This is a genomic window from Burkholderia sp. MSh2, assembly GCF_000731655.1.
Taxonomy (GTDB): Bacteria; Pseudomonadota; Gammaproteobacteria; order Burkholderiales; family Burkholderiaceae; genus Burkholderia; species Burkholderia paludis.
Genome location: NZ_JPGM01000065.1, coordinates 38,416 through 57,292, shown reverse-complemented (window position 1 = coordinate 57,292; position 18,877 = coordinate 38,416). Strand labels below are relative to the sequence as shown.

Below are 18,877 nucleotides of genomic sequence, written 5' to 3'. Positions count from 1 at the left end.
CACCCCGCTTCACCCCCTCCCGTCCGCCCCGTTCCCGCCTTCCGCCCCGTACAACGGGCATTTCGTCGCGCTGGCGCGAAAGTTGCTGATCTGGTTGCGTCTTGTATCCAAGACCATATCCAACTTTCAATCCTTAAGGACGATCAATGAACAAGCGTGAGTTTCTGAAGATCGCGTCGGCGGCGGGGATCGCGGGAGTCGCAGCGAAGGTACCTGCCGCATTCGCGCAGTCGGTCGACAAGGGCCCGATCAAGGTCGGCATCCTGCATTCGCTGTCCGGCACGATGGCGATCTCCGAGACGTCGCTGAAGGACACCGCGCTGATGACGATCGCCGACATCAACAAGGGCGGCGGCGTGATGGGCCGCAAGCTCGAGCCCGTCGTGGTCGATCCCGCGTCGAACTGGCCGCTGTTCGCCGAGAAGGCGCGCCAGTTGCTCACGCAGGACAAGGTCGCGTGCGTGTTCGGCTGCTGGACGTCCGTGTCGCGCAAGTCCGTGCTGCCGGTGTTCGAGGAGCTGAACGGCCTGCTGTACTACCCGGTGCAGTACGAAGGCGAGGAAATGTCGCGCAACGTGTTCTACACGGGCGCAGCGCCCAACCAGCAGGCGATTCCGGCGGTCGAGTACCTGATGAGCGCCGAAGGCGGCGGCGCGAAGCGCTTCTTCCTGCTCGGCACCGACTACGTGTATCCGCGCACGACCAACAAGATCCTGCGCGCGTTCCTGAAATCGAAGGGCGTGAAGGACGCCGACATTCAGGAGGTCTACACGCCGTTCGGCCACAGCGATTACCAGACCATCGTCGCGAACATCAAGAACTTCTCGCAAGGCGGCAAGACGACCGTGATCTCGACGATCAACGGCGACTCGAACGTGCCGTTCTACAAGGAACTCGGCAACCAGGGGATCAAGGCGACCGACGTGCCGGTCGTCGCCTTCTCGGTCGGCGAGGAAGAGCTGCGCGGGATCGACACGAAGCCGCTCGTCGGCCACCTCGCCGCGTGGAACTACTTCATGTCGGTGAAGAACCCGACCAACACGAAGTTCAAGGACCAGTTCGCCGCGTGGGTGAAGGCGAACAACCTGCCGGGCGGCGCGAAGCGCGTGACCAACGACCCGATGGAAGCGACCTACGTGGGCATCCACATGTGGAAGCAGGCCGTCGAGAAGGCCAAGAGCACCGACGTCGACAAGGTGCGCGTCGCGATGATCGGCCAGACCGTCGCCGCGCCGTCGGGCTTCACGTTGACGATGGACGGCAACCACCATCTGCACAAGCCGGTGATGATCGGCGAGATCCGCGGCGACGGGCAGTTCAACGTCGTGTGGAAGACCAAGACCGCGGTGCGCGCGCAACCGTGGAGCCCGTTCATCGCGGGCAACCAGGGCAAGCCGGACGTCGTCTCGTCGATCCCGGCCTTCCTGCGCCGGCAGCGCGCGGCGCTCGCCTGACGCGACGCGCGCCTGCAGGCGGCGATGCGCCGGCCGCGCGCGCGGTGCTCCACCGCCCGCGCCGGCGCATCGCCGCACGAATCCGCCCACCCTACGCCCGACAGGATTTCCCGATGCCTACACGCTTACGCCGAGCCGCCGTCGCGATCGTCGCGTGCGCCGCCCTCGCGGGGGCGCTGCCGCGCGCCGCCTTCGCGCTGGGCGCCGCCGACACGGCCGCGCTCGCCGGCGACGACTTCGACGCGAAAACGGCCGCGATCGACCGGCTCGCCACCGACCCCGATCCGCGCGCCGTCGCGCTGCTCAACGCGCTGTCGAGCGGCGACGCGCTCGCGACCGGCGACGGCCGCCTGCTGATCCAGACCGGCGACACCGCGCACGACGCGCTCACGCAGGCCGCGACGCCGGCCGGCGACGCGCAGCCGGTGATGCTGAACAACCTGCTGCGCACGAAGATCGCGGGCGCGCTGTCCGGGCTCGCGCTCGCGTCCCCCGACGTCGCCGCGCGCCGCGACGCGATCGACGCGCTGCTGAAATCGCCCGACCCGGCGCTCAAGCCGATGATCGACCGCGCCCGCGCGAAGGAAACCGACCCTGCGCTGAAGCGCCGCCTCGACGCGCTGTGGGCGATCGCCGCGCTGCACGACGCCGATCCGGCGAGGCGCCTCGACGCCGTGCAGGTGGTGGCCGCCCGCCGCGACCTCGACATGATCGAGCAGTTGCGCCCGCTCGTCGCGAAGAACGCCGACGGCAGCTATGTGGAACCCGACGCGCGCGTGCGCGACGCCGCGCAGCGGGGGCTCGACGCGCTGCACACGCTGCAGCGCCGCGGCGAGATCGCGGGCACCCTGTTCGCGGGCCTGTCGCTCGGCAGCGTGCTGCTGCTCGCCGCGCTCGGCCTCGCGATCACGTACGGGCTGATCGGCGTGATCAACATGGCGCACGGCGAATTCCTGATGATCGGCGCATACGCCACCTACGTCGTGCAGACGCTGATCCAGCGCTACGCGCCCGGCGCGTTCGACTGGTATCCGCTCGTCGCCGTGCCCGTGTCGTTCGCGGCGGCCGCGCTCGTCGGCATCGTGCTCGAACGGCTCGTGCTGCGGCACCTGTACGGCCGCCCGCTCGAAACGCTGCTCGCGACGTTCGGCGTGAGCCTGATCCTGATCCAGGCAACCCGGATGCTGTTCGGCGCGCAGAACGTGCAGGTCGTGAACCCGTCGTGGATGAGCGGCGGCGTGACCGTGATGCAGAACCTGATCCTGCCGTACAACCGGCTCGTGATCCTCGGCTTCGCGCTCGCGGTGGTATTCGTCGCGTGGGCGGTGCTGACGAAGACGCGGCTCGGCCTGTTCGTGCGCGCGGTCACGCAGAACCGCAGGATGGCCGCCTGCGTCGGCGTGAAGACCGCGCGCGTCGATGCGTACGCGTTCGCGTTCGGCGCGGGCATCGCGGGCCTCGGCGGCTGCGCGCTGTCGCAGATCGGCAACGTGGGCCCCGACCTCGGCCAGAACTACATCATCGATTCGTTCATGGCGGTCGTGCTCGGCGGCGTCGGACAGATCGCCGGCACCGTGCTCGGCGGCTTCGGGCTCGGCCTCGCGAGCAAGGCGATCGAACCGTTCTGGGGCGCCGTGCTCGCGAAGATCGCGGTGCTCGTGATGATCGTGCTGTTCATCCAGAAACGCCCGCAGGGCATGTTCGCCCCGAAGGGGCGCAGCGCGGAGGCATGAGATGACTTCGATAACCGATTCCCTGTCGAACCCGGTGGCCGACGCGCCGGCGCCCGCCGCCCCGCGCGCGGACGGCGGCTTCGCGCTCGGCCTGCCGCCGCGCCCCGCGCTGCTGTCGCGCCGCGCGTGGCTCGCGCTCGTTGCGCTGTGCGTCGCGATCGGCATCGGCGTGCCGCTCGCCGCGCTCGTCGTGCCCGAATCGAGCGCGCTGCACCTGTCCGCCTATGCGATGACGCTCGCGGGCAAGCTGATGTGCTACGCGATCGCCGCGCTCGCGCTCGATCTCGTGTGGGGCTACTGCGGGATCCTGAGCCTCGGCCACGGGCTGTTCTTCGCGCTCGGCGGTTATGCGATCGGCATGTACCTGATGCGCGAGATCGGCCGCGACGGCAAGTACGGCAGCGACCTGCCCGACTTCATGGTATTCCTCGACTGGCACCAGTTGCCGTGGTACTGGAGCGGCACGCAGCATCTCGCGTGGGCGCTGCTGCTGGTCGTGCTGGTGCCGGCCGTGCTCGCGTGGGTGTTCGGCTTCTTCACGTTCCGCTCGCGCGTGAAGGGCGTGTACCTGTCGATCATCACGCAGGCGCTGACGTTCGCCGCGATGCTGCTGTTCTATCGCAACGAGACGGGCTTCGGCGGCAACAACGGCTTCACCGACTTCAAGCGCATCGCCGGCTTCGGGATCACGTCGCCCGGCACGCGCACGGTGCTGTTGCTGCTGACCTTCGCGACGCTCGTGCTCGCGTTCGTCGCCGCGCGCGCGATCGTCACGAGCAAGCTCGGGCGCGTCGTCACCGCGGTGCGCGACGGCGAGACGCGGCTGATGTTCCTCGGCTACAGCCCGCTCGCGTACAAGCTGTTCGTGTGGACCGTGTCGGCCGTGCTGTGCGGCATTGCCGGCGCCCTGTACGTGCCGCAGGTCGGCATCATCAACCCCGGCGAGATGTCGCCCGGCAACTCGATCGAGATGGCGATCTGGGTCGCGGTGGGCGGGCGCGGCACGCTGATCGGGCCGATCGTCGGCGCGTTCGCGGTGAACGGCGCAAAGAGCCTGTTTACCGCGTACTTCGCCGAATACTGGCTGTTTTTCCTCGGCCTGATCTTCGTGCTCGTGCCGCTGCTGCTGCCGCGCGGGATCATGGGCCTCGTCGAAACCGTGCTCTCGAAGGGGAAACGCGCATGAACGGAACGCCCCTCTACCAATTCGCGCCGCCGCCCGAGGACGAACTGCTGGCCGTCAGCGGCACCGCGTCGATGGGGCGCGTCGTGCCGCCGGGCATCGACACGTCGCACGGCACGATCCTCTACCTCGAGGATATCGAGGTGAGCTTCGACGGCTTTCGCGCGCTGAAGAAGCTGTCGCTCGCGATCGACGCGGGCGAGCTGCGCTGCGTGATCGGCCCGAACGGCGCGGGCAAGACCACGATGATGGACGTGATCACCGGCAAGACGCGCCCCGACGCGGGCAAGGTGTTTCTCGGCCAGACGCTCGATCTCGCGCGGATGAACGAACCCGAGATCGCGCGCGCGGGCATCGGCCGCAAGTTCCAGAAGCCGACCGTGTTCGAGCAGCATCCGGTGTGGGAGAACCTCGAGCTCGCGATGCAGACCGACAAGGGCTGGCTCGCGTCGCTGCGCGCGCGGCTCGACCGCGCCGCGCAGGCGAAGATCGAGGAAACGCTCGCGCTGATCGGCCTCGAAGCCCACGCGTTCCGCGCGGCCGGCGAGCTGTCGCACGGGCAGAAGCAGCGGCTCGAGATCGGCATGCTGCTGATGCAGCGCCCCGCGCTGCTGCTGCTCGACGAGCCGGCCGCCGGGATGACCGACCACGAGACGATGGAACTCGCCGAGCTGCTGAACACGCTGCGCGGCACCTGCTCGATGATGGTCGTCGAGCACGACATGGAATTCGTCGCGGCGCTCGCGGGCGACAAGGGCCGCGTGACGGTGATGGCCGAGGGCGCGGTGCTCGCGCAAGGCACCCTCGACCAGGTCAAGCGCGACGATGCGGTGATCGAGTCTTACCTTGGACGATGATGCGATGCTGAAGATCGATGCACTGAACCAGTACTACGGCGGCAGCCATATCCTGCGCAACGTGAGCCTCGCGGCGGACGACGGCAAGCTCACCGTGCTGCTCGGCCGCAACGGCGTCGGCAAGAGCACACTGCTGCGCTGCCTGATGGGCGTCGTCGCCGCGAAAAGCGGCAGCGTGTCGTGGCGCGGCACGGCGCTCGGCGCGATGCCGCCCTATGCGCGCGTCGCGGCCGGGCTCGCGTACGTGCCGCAAGGCCGCGACATCTTTCCGCGGCTCACCGTCGAGGAGAACCTGCTCGTCGGCGCGGCGAGCCGCAAGGCGCCCTCGAAAGTGCCCGACCGCATCTACGACCTGTTTCCGGTGCTGAAGGACATGCGCGCGCGGCGCGGCGGCGACCTGTCGGGCGGCCAGCAGCAGCAGCTCGCGATCGGCCGGGCCCTGATGAGCGAGCCGCAGTTGCTGATTCTCGACGAGCCGACCGAGGGCATCCAGCCGTCGATCATCCAGGACATCGGCCGCACGCTGCGCCAGCTCGTCGACGAATCGAAGATGACCGTGCTGCTCGTCGAACAGTATTACGACTTCGCGCGTTCGATCGCGGATCGCTACTGGGTGATGAGCCGCGGCGAAATCGTCGCGGGCGGCGACGCGCGGGACATGGAAACGAACGGCGTGCGCGAGCTGATCGCGGTGTGACGCGCGGCGCGGCGGCAGGCGTCGGCGCCCGGTTCGCGGCCGGCCGGACACGGCCCGGCCGAAACCGGCGCTATCGACGAACGCGGCATCTGGATTATTGTTCCGGTAGCATCCACGTTCTTCGCGCCCGTTCCACCCGTTCCCCGTTCGCCGCCGATGTCCGCCCCCGATTCCCATGCCCCGCTGTCCCGCCCCGCCGTCGCCAAATCGTGGCGCGGCCGCCTCGAGCTGGGCTTCCGGCGGCACGGCGCGCGCACGACGCTCGCGCACCGGCTGCACGACGGCCCGCTGCGCGTGCAGCGGCCGCTGTATCCGGAAGGCGACGCGATCTGCCACGCGGTGATCGTCCACCCGCCGGGCGGCGTCGCGGGCGGCGACCGGCTCGACATCGACGTCGTGCTCGGCGACAACACGCACGCGGTGCTGACGACGCCCGGCGCGACCAAGTGGTACAAGTCGAACGGCCTCGATGCGACGCAGCGTATCGGCATCGCGGTCGGCGCGCACGCGAAGCTCGACTGGCTGCCGCAGAACAACCTGTTCTTCGACGCGGCGCACGCGTCGCTCGACTTCAGGGTGACGCTCGGCGCGGGCGCGAGTGCGATCGGCTGGGACGCGACGCAGCTCGGGCGGCAGGCCGCCGGCGAAACCTGGTCGGCGGGCCGCATCGCGTCGACCTCGGCGCTCGTCGATGCCGACGGCCGGCCGCTGTGGACCGAACGCGCGCTGCTCGACGCGCACGACCCGCTGCGCGACGCGCGGCAAGGGCTCGCCGGCTTTCCCGTCTACGGCACGCTGTGGGCGGCCGGCGCCGCGTGCGACGCCGCGCTCGCCGAGTCGCTTGCCGCACGGATGCCGTTCGACGCCACGCTGCGCGCGGGCGCGACCTGCGTGACGCCCGGCGTCGTACTCGTGCGCGCGCTGTCGACGTCGATGGAAGCGCTGCAACGCCATTTCACCGACTGCTGGCTGCATCTGCGGCCGATCGTGCACGGTGTCGACGCGCGGCCGCTGCGCCTCTGGCGAACCTGAGCGGCGTTGCGCCGCGCACCGTCCCGGCGCAACGCCGGCGGTGCACCGCACGCCGCCCGTGCGCTACGCACCACCGGCGCGCAGGGCCACGTGCTCCATGCACATGGCATACGCCTTGCTCCTTACATAACCGAAACACGACACACGCCAAACGGCACGGTGCTACGATCGTCGGTGCGTTCGCCGGTTGCGCGCGCACCGATAAAAATTACGTTTTCCTGAACGCATGCCTTCATGAAACTGACTCCCCGAGAGAAGGACAAGCTGCTGATCTTCACGGCGGCGCTGCTGGCCGAACGGCGGCGCGCGCGCGGCCTGAAGCTCAACTATCCGGAGGCGGTCGCCTTCATCACCGCCGCGCTGATGGAAGCCGCGCGCGACGGCAGGACGGTTGCCGAGGTGATGCATTACGGCACGACGCTGCTCACGCGCGACGACGTGATGGACGGCGTGCCGGAAATGATTCCCGACATTCAGGTCGAGGCGACCTTCCCCGACGGCACGAAGCTCGTGACCGTCCACCACCCGATTCCGTGAGGCCACGATGATCCCGGGCGAAATCCTCACCGACGACGGCGAACACGAACTGAACGCGGGCCGCGCGACGCTCTCGCTCGTCGTCGCGAACACGGGCGACCGCCCGGTGCAGGTCGGCTCGCACTATCACTTCTTCGAAGTCAACGATGCGCTGTCGTTCGATCGCGCGACCGCGCGCGGCTTCCGGCTCAACATCGCGGCCGGCACGGCCGTGCGTTTCGAGCCGGGCCAGACGCGCACCGTCGAGCTGGTCGCACTCGCGGGCGCGCGCGCCGTCTACGGTTTTCAGGGCAAGGTGATGGGGCCGCTCTAAGCGCCTGCCCTGCCCTTCAGTCTTCAGGAACAGCACCACATGACACTGCGCTTGAGCCGCCGCGCTTACGCGGAAATGTTCGGGCCGACGACGGGCGACCGCGTCCGGCTGGCCGACACCGAACTGCTGATCGAGATCGAACGCGACTTCACGACCTACGGCGAGGAGGTGAAATTCGGCGGCGGGAAAGTGATCCGCGACGGGATGGGCCAGTCGCAACGCGTGGCCGCCGAGGTGCCCGACACGATCGTCACGAACGCGGTGATCCTCGATCACTGGGGCATCGTGAAGGCCGACATCGCGATCAAGCACGGCCGCATCGCCGCGATCGGCAAGGCCGGCAACCCCGACATCCAGCCGGGCGTGACGATTCCGATCGGCGCCGCGACCGAAGTGATCGCCGGCGAAGGGCTGATCGTGACGGCCGGCGGCATCGACACGCACATCCACTTCATCAGCCCGCAGCAGATCGACGAGGCGCTCGCATCGGGCGTCACGACGATGCTCGGCGGCGGCACGGGGCCGGCCACCGGCACCAACGCGACGACCTGCACGCCGGGCCCGTGGCACATGGAGCGGATGCTGCAGGCCGCCGACGGCTGGCCGATCAACCTCGGCTTCCTCGGCAAGGGCAACGCGAGCCTGCCCGAGCCGCTGGTCGAGCAGATCGCGGCCGGCGCGATCGGGCTGAAGCTGCACGAGGACTGGGGCACGACGCCCGCCGCGATCGACAACTGCCTGTCGGTCGCCGACGACACCGACACGCAGGTCGCGATCCACACCGACACGCTGAACGAAGGCGGTTTCGTCGAATCGACGGTCGCCGCGTTCAAGGGCCGCACGATCCACACGTACCACACCGAAGGCGCGGGCGGCGGGCATGCGCCCGACATCCTGAAGGTGTGCGGCGAGTCGAACGTGCTGCCGTCCTCGACCAACCCGACGCGCCCGTACACGATCAACACGCTCGACGAGCATCTCGACATGCTGATGGTGTGCCATCACCTCGATCCGTCGATCGCGGAGGATCTCGCCTTTGCCGAATCGCGGATCCGCCGCGAGACGATCGCGGCCGAGGATATCCTGCACGATCTCGGCGCGCTGTCGATGCTGTCGTCCGATTCGCAGGCGATGGGCCGTGTCGGCGAAGTGATCATCCGCACCTGGCAGACCGCGCACAAGATGAAGGTGCAGCGCGGCGCGCTGCCGGAAGACGGCGCGCGCCACGACAACTTCCGCGCGAAGCGCTACGTCGCGAAGTACACGATCAACCCGGCGCTCACGCACGGCATCGCGCACGAGGTCGGCTCGATCGAACCCGGCAAGTGGGCCGACCTCGTGCTGTGGGAGCCGGCGTTCTTCGGCATCAAGCCGTCGATGATCCTGAAGGGCGGGATGATCGCCATGGCGCAGATGGGCGACCCGAACGCATCGATCCCGACGCCGCAGCCGGTCCACTACCGCGAGATGTTCGCGACGCGCGGCGGCGCGCTCGCGCGCACGTCGCTGACCTTCGTGTCGCAGATGGCCGCCGACGCGGGCATCGCGGAACGCTACGGCCTCGCGAAGCGGATCGTGCCCGTGCGCAACTGCCGCACCGTGACGAAGGCCGACATGATCCACAACGCGTGGCGCCCGTCGATCAGCGTCGATCCCGAGACCTACGACGTGATCGCCGACGGCCAGTTGCTCACCTGCGAGCCGGCCACGGTGCTGCCGATGGCGCAGCGCTATTTCCTGTTCTGATTTCCGGTCCCCGATTCATGCGCACCCTCGACAAACGCATTGCCCCGAACGTGAAACTCGCCGCGTCGCTCGTCGCGCGCGCGCCGACCCTCACGCTCGCCTACGACGCCCGCTGCAAGAGCCGCCTCGCGGCGACGCTCGACACCGGCGAGGATGTCGCGGTCCTGCTGCCGCGCGGCACGATCCTGCGCGACGGCGACGTGCTCGTCGCCGACGACGGCGCGCTCGTGCGCGTGGCCGCGGCGCCCGAGACCGTGCTGCGCGTGCAGGCGGCCGATCCGCTCACGCTGATGCGCGCCGCGTACCACCTCGGCAACCGTCACACCCCGGTCGAGATCGGCGCCGGTTACCTGAAGCTCGAAGCCGATCCGGTGCTCGCGGACATGCTGCGCCGGCTCGGCACGCAGGTCGAGGAGACGCTCGCGCCGTTCCAGCCGGAAGCCGGCGCGTACGGCGGCGGCCACAAGCACGGGCACGATGCGACGTTCGCCGAGGATTACGCGCTTGCGCAACAGGTATTCGGCGAACACCACGGCCACTCGCACTCGCACGACCACGACCACGACCACCAGCATGGTCCCGGTTGCGCGCACGGCCACGGCCATGACCACCACTGAACTCGTCGCGCTGCTGCACCTCGCGTCGCCGGCGCTGCCGATCGGCGCGTTCAGCTATTCGCAGGGGCTCGAAGCGGCGCTCGACGCGAACCTGATCCACGACGCGGATACCGCGCGCGACTGGATCGCGAGCGGCCTGAGCGACGTGCTCGCGCACGGCGAGCTGCCGTTCCTCGCGCACCAGCTCGCGCGCTGGCACGCGCACGACGCGCCGGCGCTGGCCACGGCGAACGCGTGGTTCGTCGCGAGCCGCGAATCGGCCGAACTGCGCCGCGAGACCGAACAGATGGGCTGGTCGCTCGCGCAGCTCTGCGCGTCGCTCGAATGGGGCGATGCCGCGCGCCGCGCGACGCTCGCGGCGATGTCGCCGGTCGCGCTGCCCACCGCATTCGCGTATGCGGCCGCCGCACACGCGGCGAGCGCCGACGCCGTGCTCGCCGCATACGCGTTCGGCTGGGTCGAGAACCAGACGTCCGCCGCGCTGAAGGCCGTGCCGCTCGGCCAGCTCGCCGGGCAACGCATCATCGTCGCGCTGCGCGGCGCGATCGACGCGGCCGTGCGCCGCGCGCTCGCGACGCCGCCCGACGCCGTCAACACGTTCGCGCCGCAGCTCGGCATCCTGTCGGCCCGGCACGAAACCCAGTATTCGCGGTTGTTCCGCTCCTGAACCCGACGCACTCCGCCATGAACACACTCGCTCCCTCCTCCGCCCGCCGTACGAAGAAGCTGCCGCCGCTGCGCGTCGGCATCGGCGGCCCCGTCGGCTCCGGCAAGACCACGCTGCTCGAAATGCTGTGCAAGGCGATGCGCGACCGCTACGACCTCGTCGCGATCACCAACGACATCTATACGAAGGAAGACCAGCGGCTGCTGACGGTCGCGGGCGCGCTCCCCGAGGAACGCATCATGGGCGTCGAGACGGGCGGCTGCCCGCACACGGCGATCCGCGAGGATGCGTCGATCAATCTCGAGGCCGTCGACCGGATGCTGTCGCGCTTCCCCGACGCCGACATCGTGTTCATCGAATCCGGCGGCGACAATCTCGCGGCGACCTTCAGCCCCGAGTTGTCGGATCTCACGATCTACGTGATCGACGTCGCCGGCGGCGAGAAGATTCCGCGCAAGGGCGGCCCCGGCATCACGAAGTCGGACCTGCTCGTGATCAACAAGACCGATCTCGCGCCGCTGGTCGGCGCGAACCTCGACGTGATGGCTGCCGATACGAAGAAGATGCGCGGCGAGCGGCCTTACGTGATGACGAACCTGAAAGCGCTCGACGGCGTCGCGGACGTGGTCGCGTTCATCGAGAAGAAGGGCTTGCTGACGGTCTGAGCGACGCGGCGGCATGCCGCCGCCACGCCTGCCCGGGCGGCATCGCGCCGCCTCCCGCCGTCTAGTCGTCGGACGTGTCCTGCGCGTCCCGCGGCGTGCGCGCGTCGCGCTCGGCGGGCGGCAGCAGCGCCGTGAGCACGTCGACCGTGCGCGCGGTCGCGCCGCGATGGCGCGACGCGAAGGCCGAGCCGGCCGCGCCCATCGCAGTGCGCCGCGCCTTGTCGGCGAACAGCGCGTCAAGCACGTGCGCGAGATCGAGCGGATCCGCCACCTGCAGCGCCGCGCCGGCCGCGACCGCGTCGACGGTCGCCTGCGTGAAGTTGAAAACGTGCGGCCCGATCAGCACCGGCACACCGACCGCGCACGCTTCGATCAGGTTCTGGCCGCCGAGCGGCAGCAGGCTGCCGCCGATGAACGCGACGTCGGCCGCCGCGTAATACGCGCCGAGTTCACCCATCGAATCGCCGAGCAGCACCGTGACGTCGTCCGGCAGCGGCGCGGCCGCCGGCCGGCCCGCCGCGGGCGCGGCCGTGCCGGCCGCCCATGCGGAGCGCCGCACGCACTTGAGCCCGCCGCGCTCGACGAGCGCCTCGACCTCGGCGAAACGCTGCGGATGACGCGGCACGAGCACCAGCAGCGCGCCCGGCGTGCGCATCGCCGCGAACGCCTGCAGCACCAGCGCCTCCTCGTTCTCGCGCGTGCTCGCGGCGACCCACACGGGCCGCGCGCCGATCGCGTCGCGCCACGCATGGCCGCGCGCCGCGAGTTCAGGCGGCGTCGTCATGTCGAATTTCAGGTTGCCGAGCACGGCCACGTTGCGCGCGCCGAGCGACGTCAGCCGCTCCGCGTCGGCCGGGCTCTGCGCGAGCACGCGCGAGAAGCCGCCGAACACGTCGTGCGCCGCCGCGCCGAACTTCGCCGCGCGCCGGAACGAACGGGCGGACATCCGCGCATTGGTCAGCACCAGCGGCACGTCCGCGCGGCGGCACTCGTCGATCAGCGTCGGCCACACCTCGGTTTCCATCACGAGGCCGAGCGTCGGCCGCCAGGCGCGCAGGAAGCGCCGCACCGCGCCCGGCATGTCGTACGGCAGGTAGCAGCGCAGCACGCGATCGCCGAAGATCTGTTCGCCGGTCGCACGGCCGCTCGGCGTCATGTGCGTGAGCAGGATCCGCGCATCGGGACGCGCGTGCATCAGCGCGTCGATCAGCGGCTGCGCCGCGCGCGTTTCGCCGACCGATACCGCGTGCACCCAGATCAGCGGCGCCCGGTCGTCCCGCGAGCGGCCCGCCACGCGGCCGAAGCGTTCGCCGATGTGTTCGCGATAGCCGCGCTCCTTGCGCGAGCGCACATAGAGCCGGATGACGGCGACGGGCGCGACGAGCCACCACAGCGCGCGATAGATCGCCCTCAGCATGCAGCGCCCCTCGTGTTGCAGCGGGGAAGGTGCGCGCTCAAACCAGCGCCCTGCCCTGCAGGCGCTCGAGAATGCCGAGCGGCGCGCATTCGCGGCGCACCATCGCATCGACCGGCAGGAAGAACGTCTGCTCGAGCATGAACTGCCCCGACATCACAGCGTGCGAAGTCTGATCCGAGAAACATATCCACACGCAGCCCGGCGGAAACGGCATCGTCTCCTGCGGGCTCGTCTTCTGGTAGTCGAGATCCGCCTTCATGCCATCGTGCAGGTTCAGCATCAGGTGGTCGTACGCGCTGCGCGGCGACTTCGTCACGTGCAGCAGGTTCAGCAGCCATGCGGCGCCCGGCAGTTGCGGCCTGATGCGCGGCAGGAAGCGCTTCGCGACGTCCTCGAACGGCTCGCCGACGCGCCACACGCGCGGCACGCCGGCCGGGTTCACGTTCGTGAACACGCGCAGGATGCGCTCGCCGTAATTCGGCCGCGACGGGAACGCGTCGACGTGCAGCCGGCTGTCGTCCTTGCGCCACGACGTCTGGCGCGTCTCGACCTGCATCAGCCGCAGGCTGGTCGGCGCGACGCGCAGCTTGCCGTGGTATTCGGGAAAGAGGCCGTCGACGAGCGTGCCGGCCTGTTGCTGGAAGCGCGCGACCAGCGCGCGCACGGCCGACTGCGTGACGCTGTCGCCGAGCACGCCGGCCAGCGCGCCGCCGTTCGGCGCGAGACTGATGTTCTTGCGTTTCGGATCGGCCAGCGCCGGATCGAGCAGCGCTTCCTCGCCGCCTTCGATCGCGAAGCGCAGGTGCGGGAAATACAGCACCTTGCCCTCCTCGACGGCGGCCAGCAGCTGCTCGCGCGGCGCAGACAGGTTGTGTCCGCTCCAGTCGGCGGACGAGACTTCGATGATCTGGGATTCACTCATGATCGGTTCGCGTCATTGACAGGCGTTACAGGAGGCCGAAGCCCGCGAGTGCCGACTTCACCTGCGCGATCGACGGAGGTTGCCCCGCGGTGCCGAGATTGACGACGTTCGGCGACCAGTAGCCGCCGGTCCGCCAGGCCGTCGCGAAATTGTACAGTTCGACCGTCGGACGCTTCAGCGCGGCCGCGATGTGAACCAGACCTGTATCAACCCCGACGGTGGCGGCCGCGCCTTCGACCAGCCCGACCACGGCCGGCAGCGACAGCTTCGGCGGCACGATCGCCGCCTCGCCGAACGCCTGGGCGAGCCGCTCGCTGGTCGCGCGCTCCGCGTCGTTGCCCCACGGCAGCACGAGCGACGCGCCGCGCCGCACCAGCGCCTGGCCGAGTTCGATCCATGCGGCGTCCGGCCACTGCTTGTCGGCGCGCGACGTCGCGTGGACGAACACCACGTACGGCACCGGCAGGTTCAGGCCGAGCGCGGCCACCGCGCTCGCCGCCGCGCGCGTGTCGAGGCCGAAATCGACCGGGTCGGCCGGCGTCGGCGCCGGATCGCCCAGCGCCGCCGCGACGAGTTGCCGCGACCGCTCGACGACGTGCGTGCGCGGCGCGATCGGCACGCGCTTGCGGTAGAAGAAACGCACCGGCCATTCGTAGCCGGCGCCGTCGGTGCGGTTGCCGAGCCCGACGAGCGGGCCGCGCGCCCAGCTCGCGACCCAGGCCGTCTTGATGAGGCCCTGGCAGTCGATCACGAGGTCGTACTGCTCGGCCGCGAGACGCCGGCGGAATGCACGGATTTCGCGCCACGTGGCGCCCGAGAACGGCTTCTTGCGCCAGCGGCGCAGCGAGAACGGCAGCACGTCGCGCACGCCGTCGACGAGCCGCACGAGGTCGACGAAGCTTTCCTCGACGAGCCAGTCGATCTGCGCATCGGGGTGGCGGCGCCGGATATCGGCGATCACCGGCATGTTGTGCACGACGTCGCCCAGCGACGACACGCGCACGATCAGGATCTTTTGCACGCTGAAAAAACGCCGGCTGGCAGCCGGCGACAGGCATAAAGGAGCGATTTTATCGCGCCCGGCGCACCAGGGGCCTGTTCCCGCTCACAACGGGCTTTCGGCGGCCCGCCACGGGCAGGCATCGTCCGGTCGGGGGCACGTGCGCCGAAGACGAAAAAGCGGCCGCACGCTTTCGCGCGCGCCGCTTCCCGGGGGTGGCGCGACGCTTCGACGTCGCGCCGGTGGCGGCCCGCAGGCCGCCGATGCTCAGAACGGCAGCTTGACGTCCGGCTTGGCCGCCGTCAGCACGCGGCGGAAGTCCGCCTGGATGCGCTCGAGCCCTTCCTGCGTCTCGGCTTCGAAACGCATCACGACGACCGGCGTCGTGTTCGACGAACGCGCGAGGCCAAAGCCGTCCGCGTATTCGACGCGCAGCCCGTCGATCGTCACGACTTCATCGGCGCCGTCGAACTTGGCCTCCTTCTGCAGCTTCTCGATCAGGCGGAAGTTCTCGCCTTCGTCGAGCCAGAGCTGCAGCTCGGGCGTGCTCATCGCGTCCGGCAGGCCGTTGAGCAGCGCGCTCGGATCGGCCGTCTTCGCGAGGATCTCGAGCAGGCGCGCGCCCGTATAGAGGCCGTCGTCGAAGCCGTACCAGCGATCCTTGAAGAACACGTGGCCGCTCATTTCGCCGGCGAGCGGCGCACCGGTCTCGCGCAGCTTCGCCTTCACGAGCGAGTGGCCCGTCTTCCACATCAGCGGCTCGCCGCCCTTCGACTTCACCCATTGCGCAAGATTGCGCGTGCACTTCACGTCGTAGATGATCTGCGCGCCCGGGTTGCGCGACAGCACTTCTTCCGCGAACAGCATCAGCTGGCGGTCCGGATAGATGATCTTGCCGTCCTTCGTGACGACGCCGAGGCGGTCGCCGTCGCCGTCGAACGCGAAGCCGATCTCGGCGTCGGTGTCCTTCAGCGCCTGGATCACGTCCTGCAGGTTTTCCGGGTGTGCGGGATCGGGGTGATGGTTCGGGAACGTGCCGTCGATGTCGGTGAAGCGCTCGACCAGTTCGCAGCCGAGCGCCTTGAACAGGCGCGTCGCGAGCGGGCCGGCGACGCCGTTGCCGGCGTCGACGACGAGCTTCATCGGACGAGCCGGCTTGATGTCGCCGACGATGCGCGCGATGTACTGATCGGCCACGTCGATCTGCTCGTACGAGCCGCTGCCCGTCTCGAAGCGCCCGTCGACGATGCGGCGGTACAGCGCCTGGATCTGCTCGCCGTAGATCGCCGCGCCGCGCAGCACCATCTTGAAGCCGTTGTAGTCGGGCGGGTTGTGGCTGCCCGTGACGACGATGCACGAATCGACGCGGCGCTCGCCGGCCTTCAGCGCCAGCGGGACGTTCGCCGCGAAATAGCCGACCGGCGTGGGCACCATGCCGACGTCGACGACGTCGACGCCCGCCGCACGCAGGCCGTCGGCAAGCGCGCCGACGAGTTCCGGCCCGGACAGGCGACCGTCGCGCGCGACGACGACCGCATCGCCGCCCTGCGCACGCACTTCGCTGCCGAATGCCTGGCCGATCCCGCGCGCCGTATCGACGTCGAGTGTCTTGCCGACCACGCCACGAATGTCATATGCCTTGAAGATGGATTGGGAGATCATCGATTCTCTTCTCTCAGTTGCGTGCATGGAAAATTGTCTGGCTTGCCGGGCCGCCGCTCGCCGGTGCCGCGCATGATACATGGTGGCCGGGCACGGAGCGACGCTGCCGCTGCGCAATGGCGGACGCAGACCCGATCCCACTTATATAATCGCGGGTTTCGATGACGCGCATCCCGCCCATTTTAATGCCTAGCCGTCCCGCCGCCGCCAATCCGCAGCCTCCGGGCGTCCTGCCGGCCGCCTCGCGCGCGCGCCGCCGCCGCCGCGCATGCTGAAGCGCTTCGGCAACCCCGATGTCGCGAAGGCGGTCGCGAACCTCGTCTGGCTGGGGCTCGAACGGCTCACGCAGATCGGCGTCGCGATCGCGATCAGCGGTCTTCTGGCCCGTTATTTCGGGCCCGACGTGTTCGGCAAGTGGCAGTATGCGAATACGCTCCTCCTGGTGCTGGCGCCCCTCACCTGGGTGTGCGGCGCGGAAATCCTCGTTCCGACCATCGTCCAGCGGCCGCCCGCCCAGCTCGGCGCGGTGCTCGGCAGCGCGTTCGCGCTGCGCATCGCCGTCTCGGCCGCCGCGCTCGTCGCGACCTGGATCGCGATCGCCGCGGGCGCCTTCGATCCGCTGGTCGGCGCGATGCTCGCGGGCCTGGCGGTCACGATGGTGTTCCGCGAGCCGTTCGTCGGCGTGGTCAACGCGTGGCTGCAGAGCATGACCTACAGCAAGCCGCAGCTCGTCACCAGCATGGTCACCGCGCTGGCGAAGGCGCTGCTGGTCTGGCTGCTGGTCCGCGCGGCCGCCGGCCCCGCGAGCTTCGCGTGGCTGTGGGCGCTGGAAGCCGCCGCGATCGGCTTCGCGCTGCTGCTGTATTACCGGCAGCGCCACGGCGGTACGCTCGGCTGGACCTTCGACAGGCCGCTGTTCCGGCACTTTGCAACGGCCGGCACCGTGTTCTGGCTCGGCCTCATCTGCATGTACCTGTTCCTGAAGCTCGACCGCCTGATGCTCGAGCGTCACGTGTCGTTCGCCGATCTCGGCCGCTACTCGGCCGCGCAGCAGCTCAACGAGAACTGGATCACGCTCGCGCTGATGCTCGCGCAGACGATCGCGCCCGCCTTCGTCTACCGCGTGCAGGACGTCGCGCGGCTGCGCCGCAACATCGTCCGGCTGATCGCGATGACGGCCTGCCTGATGACCGCCGGCGCGCTCGTGCTCGACGCCGCCGCCCCGCTGATCGTCGGCAAGGTCTTCGGCCGCGGCTACGAGGCATCGGTCGACATCTTCCGCTGGGCCGTCTGGCTGTCCGTCCCGGCCGGCATCGAGGCGATAGGCAATCTTATCGTGCTCAAATATCAAGCAAAATTCGTCTTGCTGTCGAAATGGCTGCTGGCGCTCGCGATCGCCGCGCTCGTCAACCTGTTCGCGATCCCGAGGCTCGGCCTGTACGGCGCGCTCGTCGGGCTGGCGGCCGGCTACCTGGCCGCCGCCGCCGTGAATTTTTACTACATCCGCTTCAAGCTGCGACCATGACGTCCCCTGATTGCCCGCCCGCGCTCGACGACGTGGCCGTACTGATGCCGGCCTACAACGGGCACGACGACGTCGTCCGGACGCTCGCGTCGCTGCGCGAGGACGCGCCCGTGCACGTGCTGATCGTCGACGACGGCAGCACGCCGCCGATCGTCGCGCCCGACCTGCCGGGCCTCTCGATCGAGGTGCTGCGCATGCCGCAGAACGGCGGCATCGAGCGCGCGCTCGCGGCCGGCATTGACGCGCTCGCGGCGCGCGGCTTCCGCTACGCGGCGCGCATCGACGCGGGCGATCTCGCCGCGCCGCGGCGCCTCGCGAAGCAGCGCGAGTATCTCGACGCCCACCCGCGCGTGGCCTGCGTCGGCATGTGGACGCAGGTCGTATCGCGCGCCGGCGAGCCGCGCTTCATGCTGATGCCGCCCGCCGATCCGCGCACGCTGCGCCGCACGCGCTTCCTGCGCTCGCCGCTCGTGCACCCGTCGGTCATGTTGCGCATCGACGCCGTGCGCGAAGTCGGCAACTATCGTGAGAAATACCGCGCAGCCGAGGATCTCGATCTTTTCTTGCGGCTCATGCAACGCTACGATTGCGCGAACCTGCCCGAGCTCGGCCTGTATTACGAGCTCAACGAGGGCGGGATCAGCGCAACCAAGCGGCGGCGCCAGCTGATATCCACCCTGACGCTGCTGCTGAGCCACTTCAACGCGTTGAACCCGTACGACTGGGCCGGCCTCGCCAAGAACCTGCTGCATTTCGTGACGCCGTATCGCACGCTGCAGCGGATCAAGCGGACGCTGTTCTCCGCGCGGCCGTCCGCCTGACGCCTGCCCGGCAATTACGACGCTTTATT

Annotated in this window: 18 protein-coding genes; 14 read left to right on the top strand and 4 right to left on the bottom strand. The window is 69.5% G+C overall.

The genetic code is table 11. The features are described 5' to 3' along the window. The first annotated feature begins 146 nt into the window (after positions 1-146). The 12 genes from urtA (at position 147) to ureG (ending at position 11,501) form a co-directional block, all read left to right on the top strand. The gene (gene urtA / locus GQ57_RS31255; RefSeq protein ID WP_034199869.1) at positions 147-1,454 is read left to right on the top strand and encodes an urea ABC transporter substrate-binding protein; all 1,308 of its coding nucleotides are present in this window, start codon (positions 147-149) and stop codon (positions 1,452-1,454) included. 113 nt (positions 1,455-1,567) lie between these two features. Continuing rightward, a complete protein-coding gene (gene urtB, locus GQ57_RS31250; protein WP_034199868.1) occupies positions 1,568-3,187 on the top strand; it encodes an urea ABC transporter permease subunit UrtB in 1,620 nt (539 codons plus the stop codon). Position 3,188: 1 nt separating this feature from the next. Then, entirely contained in the window at positions 3,189-4,373 is a 1,185-nt protein-coding gene (gene urtC / locus GQ57_RS31245) for an urea ABC transporter permease subunit UrtC (protein ID WP_031403709.1), read from the top strand. Next, positions 4,370-5,227, top strand: a complete 858-nt coding sequence (urtD, locus tag GQ57_RS31240; RefSeq protein ID WP_031403708.1) for an urea ABC transporter ATP-binding protein UrtD — start codon at positions 4,370-4,372, stop codon at positions 5,225-5,227. The genes urtC and urtD overlap by 4 nt, the downstream gene beginning before the upstream one ends. Positions 5,228-5,231: 4 nt before the next feature. Beyond that, positions 5,232-5,924, top strand: coding sequence for an urea ABC transporter ATP-binding subunit UrtE (urtE, locus tag GQ57_RS31235; protein WP_031403707.1), 693 nt, complete (start codon positions 5,232-5,234; stop codon positions 5,922-5,924). Between the two features lie 156 nt (positions 5,925-6,080). Next, positions 6,081-6,956 (top strand): urease accessory protein UreD, encoded by an 876-nt coding sequence (locus GQ57_RS31230; protein WP_034199867.1) that lies wholly within the window; start codon positions 6,081-6,083, stop codon positions 6,954-6,956. A 234-nt stretch (positions 6,957-7,190) separates the two neighbouring features. Continuing rightward, the gene (locus GQ57_RS31225) at positions 7,191-7,493 is read left to right on the top strand and encodes an urease subunit gamma (protein ID WP_006491064.1); all 303 of its coding nucleotides are present in this window, start codon (positions 7,191-7,193) and stop codon (positions 7,491-7,493) included. A gap of 7 nt (positions 7,494-7,500) precedes the next feature. Next, positions 7,501-7,806 (top strand): urease subunit beta, encoded by a 306-nt coding sequence (locus GQ57_RS31220; RefSeq protein WP_034199866.1) that lies wholly within the window; start codon positions 7,501-7,503, stop codon positions 7,804-7,806. A gap of 39 nt (positions 7,807-7,845) precedes the next feature. After that, entirely contained in the window at positions 7,846-9,552 is a 1,707-nt protein-coding gene (ureC, locus tag GQ57_RS31215; protein WP_034199865.1) for an urease subunit alpha, read from the top strand. A 17-nt stretch (positions 9,553-9,569) separates the two neighbouring features. Further along, positions 9,570-10,169: an urease accessory protein UreE gene (ureE, locus tag GQ57_RS31210; RefSeq protein ID WP_034199864.1), complete on the top strand. Its 600-nt coding sequence runs from the start codon at positions 9,570-9,572 to the stop codon at positions 10,167-10,169. Continuing rightward, positions 10,156-10,836, top strand: a complete 681-nt coding sequence (locus tag GQ57_RS31205) for an urease accessory protein UreF (RefSeq protein ID WP_031402743.1) — start codon at positions 10,156-10,158, stop codon at positions 10,834-10,836. The genes ureE and GQ57_RS31205 overlap by 14 nt, the downstream gene beginning before the upstream one ends. A gap of 17 nt (positions 10,837-10,853) precedes the next feature. After that, on the top strand, positions 10,854-11,501 hold the full coding sequence (gene ureG / locus GQ57_RS31200; protein ID WP_031402744.1) for an urease accessory protein UreG: 648 nt from the start codon (positions 10,854-10,856) through the stop codon (positions 11,499-11,501). 61 nt (positions 11,502-11,562) lie between these two features. Here the strand turns inward: ureG and waaA are convergent, their stop codons facing one another. From waaA to GQ57_RS31180, 4 genes are all read right to left on the bottom strand, one after another. After that, positions 11,563-12,918, bottom strand: coding sequence for a lipid IV(A) 3-deoxy-D-manno-octulosonic acid transferase (gene waaA, locus GQ57_RS31195; protein ID WP_031402745.1), 1,356 nt, complete (start codon positions 12,916-12,918; stop codon positions 11,563-11,565). 37 nt (positions 12,919-12,955) lie between these two features. After that, the gene (locus tag GQ57_RS31190; RefSeq protein WP_031402746.1) at positions 12,956-13,840 is read right to left on the bottom strand and encodes a Kdo hydroxylase family protein; all 885 of its coding nucleotides are present in this window, start codon (positions 13,838-13,840) and stop codon (positions 12,956-12,958) included. Positions 13,841-13,865: 25 nt separating this feature from the next. Further along, complete coding sequence (gene waaC / locus GQ57_RS31185) at positions 13,866-14,861, bottom strand: lipopolysaccharide heptosyltransferase I (RefSeq protein WP_031402747.1); 996 nt, start codon at positions 14,859-14,861, stop codon at positions 13,866-13,868. A 246-nt stretch (positions 14,862-15,107) separates the two neighbouring features. Further along, positions 15,108-16,502 (bottom strand): phosphomannomutase/phosphoglucomutase, encoded by a 1,395-nt coding sequence (locus tag GQ57_RS31180; RefSeq protein WP_031402748.1) that lies wholly within the window; start codon positions 16,500-16,502, stop codon positions 15,108-15,110. A gap of 268 nt (positions 16,503-16,770) precedes the next feature. Between GQ57_RS31180 and GQ57_RS31175 the strand changes: the two genes are divergently transcribed. Then, the gene (locus GQ57_RS31175) at positions 16,771-18,027 is read left to right on the top strand and encodes a lipopolysaccharide biosynthesis protein (protein WP_031402749.1); all 1,257 of its coding nucleotides are present in this window, start codon (positions 16,771-16,773) and stop codon (positions 18,025-18,027) included. Then, on the top strand, positions 18,024-18,848 hold the full coding sequence (locus tag GQ57_RS31170) for a glycosyltransferase (protein ID WP_034199863.1): 825 nt from the start codon (positions 18,024-18,026) through the stop codon (positions 18,846-18,848). Before GQ57_RS31175 ends, GQ57_RS31170 begins: the two co-directional genes overlap by 4 nt. Positions 18,849-18,877: the final 29 nt, after the last annotated feature.